Origin of the sequence: Bradyrhizobium jicamae (genome assembly GCF_001440395.1) — a bacterium.
Classification (GTDB): Bacteria; Pseudomonadota; Alphaproteobacteria; order Rhizobiales; family Xanthobacteraceae; genus Bradyrhizobium; species Bradyrhizobium jicamae.
The window spans coordinates 80,200-86,618 of record NZ_LLXZ01000057.1; the positions used below are offsets into that span (position 1 = coordinate 80,200).

Sequence of the window (6,419 nt, forward strand, 5' to 3'; positions counted from 1 at the left end):
CCTGCGCACATGTCGCACTTCGATCTGGCATTGTCCGTTGCGCTTGGCATCGGGCTCGCGGCCGCGACCGGCTTTCGGTTGTTTCTGCCGCTGCTGGTTCTAGGCGGCGCGGCTTACACCGGGCATGCAAGCCTGAGCGAAGGCTTCGCATGGCTCGCCACGCCAGCCGCCCTCATCATGCTCGGCACGGCAGCCATCGTGGAGATCGCCGCGTTCTACATTCCAGGCGTCGACAATCTGCTCGACACGGTGGCGACGCCCGGGGCCGTCGTCGCAGGGACGATCGTGTCAGCTGCCGTCATGACCGACCTGCCGCCGATGGTGAAATGGACGGCGGCCGTTATCGCGGGAGGTGGCGTTGCCGGCATCACGCAAGGCTTGACGGCAATGCTCCGGGCAAAGTCCACCGTGTTCACCGGTGGACTTGGAAATTCAGCGGTGGCAACAGCCGAACTCGGGAGCGCCTCGCTGATCTCGATTCTGGCGCTGGCTGCGCCGCTCGCCGCGCTCGCACTGGTCGTCCTGTTCTTCTGGCTGGCATTCCGCCTGCTTCACCGCCTGGCTCGGGGATCGCGTCAACCAGACGAGCAATAGGCCAGAACCCTCCCACTCATCAGGGAGCGTTGCAGTTTCATCGAACCGTGTGGGACCGCCGCGTACCCGCGACAAAATTCGCTTCCCACCGGATTGAAACCCGCTCGGCGGTGTCTCGTAGCTGACGGAATGTCCACAAAACGAAGGGGGAAGTCATGAAAAACGTCAGGCTTGTTGCCGCTGTCGCACTCGGATCGGCATCGGGCGCGCTCATTGGCTATTCGGCGGTCGCCGGCGGCGACAAGGTCGCCTTCCCGGAGAATTTCGACAAGGGCACGCTCTACGCGACCGTCGATCGCTACGACAACAAGCAGTATCGCGAGCTCTATGCGACGACGGCCGCGGTCGATGCGGTACGCAAGGGGCAGCCGATCCCGAGCGGCACGGTGCTGATGCTGGTGCAATACAAGGCTCAACTCGATGCGGCCGGCGAGCCGCTCAAGGATGCCAACGGCCGTTTCCAGAAGGGCGACCTCGTCGCCTACACGGTGATGGAAAAGCGCGACGGCTGGGGCACCGAGTACAAGGATGATATTCGCAACGGCGAATGGGAGTATCAGGCGTTCGGCCCGGACAGGAAGGTCAACGACAAGGCCAATCTGACGGCCTGCTTCACCTGCCACAAGCCGCATGCCGGGCAGGATTTCGTGATTTCGCTGGCGGGCCTGAAGGGCACGACCGAAGGCGCCATGGCAAAGCCCGCGCCAGGACCCGGCGTGGTGTCGATATCAGACTTCAAGTTCGGGCCGGAGACCGTCGTCGTCGGCAAAGGCCAGACCATCACCTGGCACAATTCCGATTCCTCGCCGCACCAGGTGACGATCACCGGCCCCAAGGCACAGCGCTCGTCGATCGCGCTGAAAGGCCAGACCACCCAGCTGACGCTCGCCGATGCCGGAACCTATGATTACATCTGCGGCCTGCACCCGGCGATGAAGGGCAAGATCGAGGTCAAGGAATAGCCGGCGGCGTCGAGGGCCCCTGGAAGATTGGCGAACCCCGCCGAATGGCGGGGTTTTTGTTTGGGATTGAACCCGCCGCCCTGATGCGCCGACTGACAGATCGTGCGAACCTTTGGGGATGCACGAGTTGGGGCGAATTCAATGATCCTGCAATCGCTTGCCGGGCTGCCGGCGTTTCTGGTCTATTTCTGCACGGCGATCGTCGCCGTAGTGGCCTACCTCTTCGTCTATACCCGCGTCACGGCGCATAACGAATTCGACCTGATCCGCGCCAACGAGCCGGCCGCCGCGATCGCGCTGGGCCTGAGCCTGCTCGGCTTCGTGCTGCCGCTGGTCAGCGCCATCACTCATTCGGCCAATGTCTGGGATTGCCTGATCTGGGCGGGAATCGCGCTGATCGTGCAGATCATCGTCTATTACCTCGTCAGGCTTCCCGTACCGAAACTGTCGGAGCGGATCGCCTCCGGCGAACTGGCTGCCGCGATCTGGCTCGGATTGTCCTCGCTGGCCGCCGGCGCACTGAACGCCGCCTGCATGGTCTACTGACCATGGCAGACAAACCAAATCAGGACTTTGGCAAGCGAAACAAGGTCTCGGTGCCGGCAGCGCCGCGTCCCGTTCCGCCGCCGCCAGCCAAACGCTCGGGCCATGTCGCGCTGCTGTTGATGGGTACGTTTGCGGTCGGCAGCGCCGCCTACACGCTGATGCCGAGCCGCAGCTGCGAGCAACCGTCGAACGCGTACGGATCGCCGACGCAAACCACGACCGAATGCTCCTCACGCAGCTCTTCCTCGAGTTCTGGCGGCGGCTCCGGCGGCGGATCGTCGGGACGCAGCAGCTACTACAGCAGCGATTCCTCGTCCTCGTCGTCGAGCCATTCCTCCTACGATTCCGGCTCGCACGCGGCGCAGCGCGGCGGCTTCGGCTCGTTCGGGCATGCCATCGGCTTCTCGGGCGGCTGAGATCATGCAGCGCATCCCCTGCCCCGAACGCGACGACTGGCGTGCCACCGCCGAAGGCACAGGCTTTACGTTTCACACCATCAATGGCGAACGCTACTGGGACGAACGGGCCTATTACGCCTTCACGTTGAACGAGATCGAACGGCGGATCGAGGCGCCCACCGCCGAGATCGACGCGATGTGTCTCGAACTGGTCGGCCGCGCGATCAGGGACGAGAAATATCTGCGGCGGTTGAAGATACCGGAAGCGTTCTGGCCGCTGATTGCCGAGAGCTGGCGCCGCCGCGATGCCAGCCTCTATGGCCGGCTGGACCTGAGCTATGACGGCTGGAGCCCGGCGAAGCTGCTGGAGTACAACGCGGATACGCCGACCTCGATTTTCGAAGCGGCGGTTTTTCAGTGGACCTGGCTTGAACAGGCGATGGAGCGCGCCATCATCCCGAAGCGCGCCGATCAGTTCAATTCAATCCATGAGCGCCTGATCGACGCCTGGAAGAAGCACGGCGGCGCGAAACATCTGCATCTCACGGGGATGACCGCCAATACCGAGGATGCCGGCACGCTGGCCTATCTGCAGGACACCGCGAGCCAGGCCGGATTGAAAACGACGCTGATGGACATCAAGGACGTCGGGCTCGGCGGCGATGGCCGCTTCGTCGATCTCGACGACCGCGCCATCGAGCTCGCCTTCAAGCTTTATCCCTGGGAATGGATGTTTCAGGACGCGTTTGGCGCAAAGCTGGCGAGCGCGCCGACACGGTGGATCGAGCCGCCGTGGAAAGCGATCCTCTCCAACAAGGGCATCCTTCCGCTGCTGTGGGAGATGTTTCCGAAACACCCCAATCTGCTGCCGGCCTATTTCGAGGACGATCCGAAGGCGTCGATGCTCGGCTCCTCGTTCGTCCGCAAGCCGCTCTATTCGCGCGAGGGCGCCAACGTCGCGCTTGTCAGTGCCGGTACCACGCTGGCCGAGCAGCAGGGCCCCTATGGCGCGGAAGGATTCATCCGGCAGGCGTTCGCGTCGCTGCCGAGCTTTTCCGACCAATATCCGGTGCTCGGAAGCTGGCTGGTCGATGGCACGCCGTGCGGGCTATCGATCCGCGAGGACGAGAACCCGATCACCGGCAACACGTCACGCTTCCTGCCGCACGCGATTCTGTAGCGCGGCGGCATCCGAAGCACAGGCCGAAGAACGAGATCAGCGCGCCGCGGCAACCGCCCGCAGGGTTTGCGGCACCAGCGTCGACGCACCCACCCGTATCACCGGCGCGATGTTCGGACGATAAAGCCCACGGCGATCCGGATAGGGCTTGAAGGTGTTGGTAATGCCGACGACGGATTCGGCCGCGCCCAGCGCCAGCACGCCATCGGGCTCCAGCATCCGCGACAGCCGCTCGAAGATGTTGGTCTTGGTGTTCTGATCGAAATAGATCAGCACGTTGCGGCAGAAGATGACGTCGAACACGCCGAGATGGGAGAAGTCCTGCAGCAAATTGAGCTGGCGATGCTGTACCATGCCGCGCAGCTCCGGGCTGATCTGCCAGAGCTCGCCGTTCTGGGTGAAGTATTTCACCAGCAACTGAATCGGCAATCCGCGCTGCACCTCGAACTGGCTGAAGATCCCGGCCTTCGATTTCTCCAGTACCGCCTGCGACAGGTCGGTCGCGACGATCTCGGTGCGCCAGCCCGACAACAGGTGTCCGGCTTCCTTCAGGCACATCGCGATCGAGTACGGCTCCTGCCCCGTGGAGGAAGCCGCGCACCAAATGCGCAAGGAGCGGCGCGCGGCGCGCGCCTGCACCAGCGCGGGGATCACCGTCTCGCGCATATGATCGAACGGAATCTTGTCGCGGAAGAAGAACGTCTCGTTGGTGGTCATCGCCTCGACCACCTCGGCCGTCAGCGCGCTGGCCCCGCCCTTCATCTTCTCGACGAGTTCGGAAATGCCCGGCAGGCTGGACTTGCGGGCCAGCGGCAGCAGCCGGCTTTCGACCAGATATTGCTTGTCGGCGGAAAGATCGAGCCCGGAGCGCTCTTTCAGAAACTTACGCAGATACTCATAGTCTGAAGGCGTCACGAACGATCTCCCGAAAACAACCGAACCAGTTTGGGCGCGATCTGATTGAGCGGCAGGACCGCCGCGCAAATACCTGCATTGGCAGCCGCGCCCGGCATGCCCCACACCACGCTGGTGGCTTCGTCCTGGGCAATGACGCTGCCGCCGGCGGCGACGATTTCCTTGCCGCCGCGCATGCCGTCGGAGCCCATGCCGGTCAGGATCACCGACATGATGCTGCCCTGCCAGACGTCGATCGCGGAGTTGAACAGCGGATCGACAGCGGGTTTGCAGAAATTCACCGGCGGCCCGTCGTCCAGCGCGATCGCCGCATCAACGCCGTGACGCACGACCCGCATGTGGCGGCCGCCCGGCGCAAGGTAGATCCGGCCCGGCTTGACCATCTCGCCATCGACGGCCTCATGCGCCGGCCGGCGGCTTGCGCGCGCCAGATGCTCGGCGAGAATGGTGGTGAAGGTCGGCGGCATGTGCTGGGTGATCAGCACCGGAAAGCGGTCGATCACCGGCCCGATATCGGCGACCAGCGCCATCAGCGCCTGCGGCCCGCCGGTCGACGAGCCGATCAGGAGCACGCGCGGCGCCAGCATGCTGAAAGACCGGCGCGCGAGCTGCAATTGCGGAGCGGGTGCTGCGACCGGATGAGGCAATACCTCGCGTATCCGGTCGGGAGCCGGCGCCAGCGCCGGGCTCGCGGCAGGAGAGGCACGACGGCGCGCCCTGGCGCCGAGATGACGGATCTTCTGGATCAGATCGTGGTGGAAGGTCTCGGCGGCGGATGCCTCGCGCGTGCTCTCCGGCTTTGGAATATAGTCGGAGGCGCCGAGCGAAAGCGCCTTGAAGCTGATCTCCGCGTTGCGGCGGGTCAGCGTCGACGCCATGATGATGACGAGGTCGCGCTTTTTCGCCAGCAGTTGCGGCAACGCCGAAATGCCGTCGAGCTCCGGCATTTCGATATCGAGCACCGCAACGTCGGGCTTGATGCGTTCGATCTGGTTGACGGCGTCGAGACCGGTACGCAAGGAGGCGGACACCTCCATATCCGGCTCGGCGCCGATCCAGCGCGAGATCATCCCGCGGATCACGACGGAGTCGTCGACCACCATGACGCGCAGCTTGTCCTGCCGTGTCGAGATAGGCGGTGGAGACTTCGTTAACGCAACACTCATTACTTCACCCGACCCAACTCAAAAGCGTACACTTACAAAAACAACGCCGAGGGCCGTTGAGCCGCCGGGAAAACCTGCGCGAGATCAGAGCAGGCCGACTTCCTGGAACTTCGCGGTAACGATGTCCTTGTCGAACGGCTTCATGATGTACTCGTTGGCGCCGGCATGCAGCGCGCGTGCGATGTGCGCGACGTCGTTCTCGGTGGTGCAGAACACCACCTTGGGCGCATCGCCGCCGGGCATGCGGCGCAGATTGCCGAGGAACTCGTAGCCGTCCATGACCGGCATGTTCCAGTCGAGCAGAACCGCTTCGGGCATCGCGCGCTTGCAGGCTTCGAGCGCCTTCTCGCCGTCCTCGGCCTCGACGATCTGAAAATCGAGACCTTCGAGGATGCGCCGTGCGACCTTTCGGATGACGCTCGAGTCATCGACGACCAGACAGGTTTTCATTTTAGGCCTCCACTTACACCTATCCCCGAGGGGGATGTTTTCATACCGGGTTGGATTTTCATGCCGCCATCAGGTCAGGCGTGATTTCGAGAACGCGATCGACGTCGAGGACGACCATGAGCTGGCCGTCGAGGCGGTGCACGCCGCCGGCAAGCTTGGCGAAGCGCGGATCGAGGTTGACGGGGTTTTCCTCGCGGCTGGCGTCGGG

The 6,419-nt window shown here is 63.7% G+C and carries 8 protein-coding genes and 1 pseudogene; 5 read left to right on the forward strand and 4 right to left on the reverse strand.

All coding sequences use genetic code 11. From position 1 onward, the window contains the following. Nucleotides 1-9 precede the first annotated feature (9 nt). From CQ12_RS09180 to CQ12_RS09200, 5 genes are all read left to right on the forward strand, one after another. Nucleotides 10-594 carry a DUF4126 domain-containing protein gene (locus tag CQ12_RS09180; RefSeq protein WP_057835003.1) on the forward strand — a complete coding sequence of 195 codons (585 nt, stop codon included), beginning with the start codon at nt 10-12 and terminating at the stop codon, nt 592-594. A gap of 155 nt (nt 595-749) precedes the next feature. After that, nucleotides 750-1,556, forward strand: a complete 807-nt coding sequence (locus tag CQ12_RS09185; RefSeq protein ID WP_057834988.1) for a cytochrome P460 family protein — start codon at nt 750-752, stop codon at nt 1,554-1,556. Between the two features lie 141 nt (nt 1,557-1,697). Continuing rightward, nucleotides 1,698-2,102 (forward strand): DUF350 domain-containing protein, encoded by a 405-nt coding sequence (locus tag CQ12_RS09190; RefSeq protein ID WP_057834989.1) that lies wholly within the window; start codon nt 1,698-1,700, stop codon nt 2,100-2,102. Nucleotides 2,103-2,104: 2 nt separating this feature from the next. Continuing rightward, on the forward strand, nt 2,105-2,518 hold the full coding sequence (locus CQ12_RS09195) for a hypothetical protein (RefSeq protein WP_057834990.1): 414 nt from the start codon (nt 2,105-2,107) through the stop codon (nt 2,516-2,518). A gap of 4 nt (nt 2,519-2,522) precedes the next feature. Beyond that, the gene (locus CQ12_RS09200; RefSeq protein WP_057834991.1) at nt 2,523-3,680 is read left to right on the forward strand and encodes a glutathionylspermidine synthase family protein; all 1,158 of its coding nucleotides are present in this window, start codon (nt 2,523-2,525) and stop codon (nt 3,678-3,680) included. A 36-nt stretch (nt 3,681-3,716) separates the two neighbouring features. Here the strand turns inward: CQ12_RS09200 and CQ12_RS09205 are convergent, their stop codons facing one another. The 4 genes and pseudogenes from CQ12_RS09205 to CQ12_RS46205 form a co-directional block, all read right to left on the reverse strand. Further along, nucleotides 3,717-4,595 (reverse strand): CheR family methyltransferase, encoded by an 879-nt coding sequence (locus CQ12_RS09205; protein ID WP_057834992.1) that lies wholly within the window; start codon nt 4,593-4,595, stop codon nt 3,717-3,719. Further along, nucleotides 4,592-5,761, reverse strand: coding sequence for a protein-glutamate methylesterase/protein-glutamine glutaminase (locus CQ12_RS09210; RefSeq protein WP_057834993.1), 1,170 nt, complete (start codon nt 5,759-5,761; stop codon nt 4,592-4,594). The genes CQ12_RS09205 and CQ12_RS09210 overlap by 4 nt, the downstream gene beginning before the upstream one ends. 84 nt (nt 5,762-5,845) lie before the next feature. Continuing rightward, on the reverse strand, nt 5,846-6,211 hold the full coding sequence (locus CQ12_RS09215) for a response regulator (RefSeq protein ID WP_057834994.1): 366 nt from the start codon (nt 6,209-6,211) through the stop codon (nt 5,846-5,848). 58 nt (nt 6,212-6,269) lie between these two features. Then, a pseudogene (locus tag CQ12_RS46205) lies at nt 6,270-6,419 on the reverse strand (chemotaxis protein CheW); the annotation flags it as partial.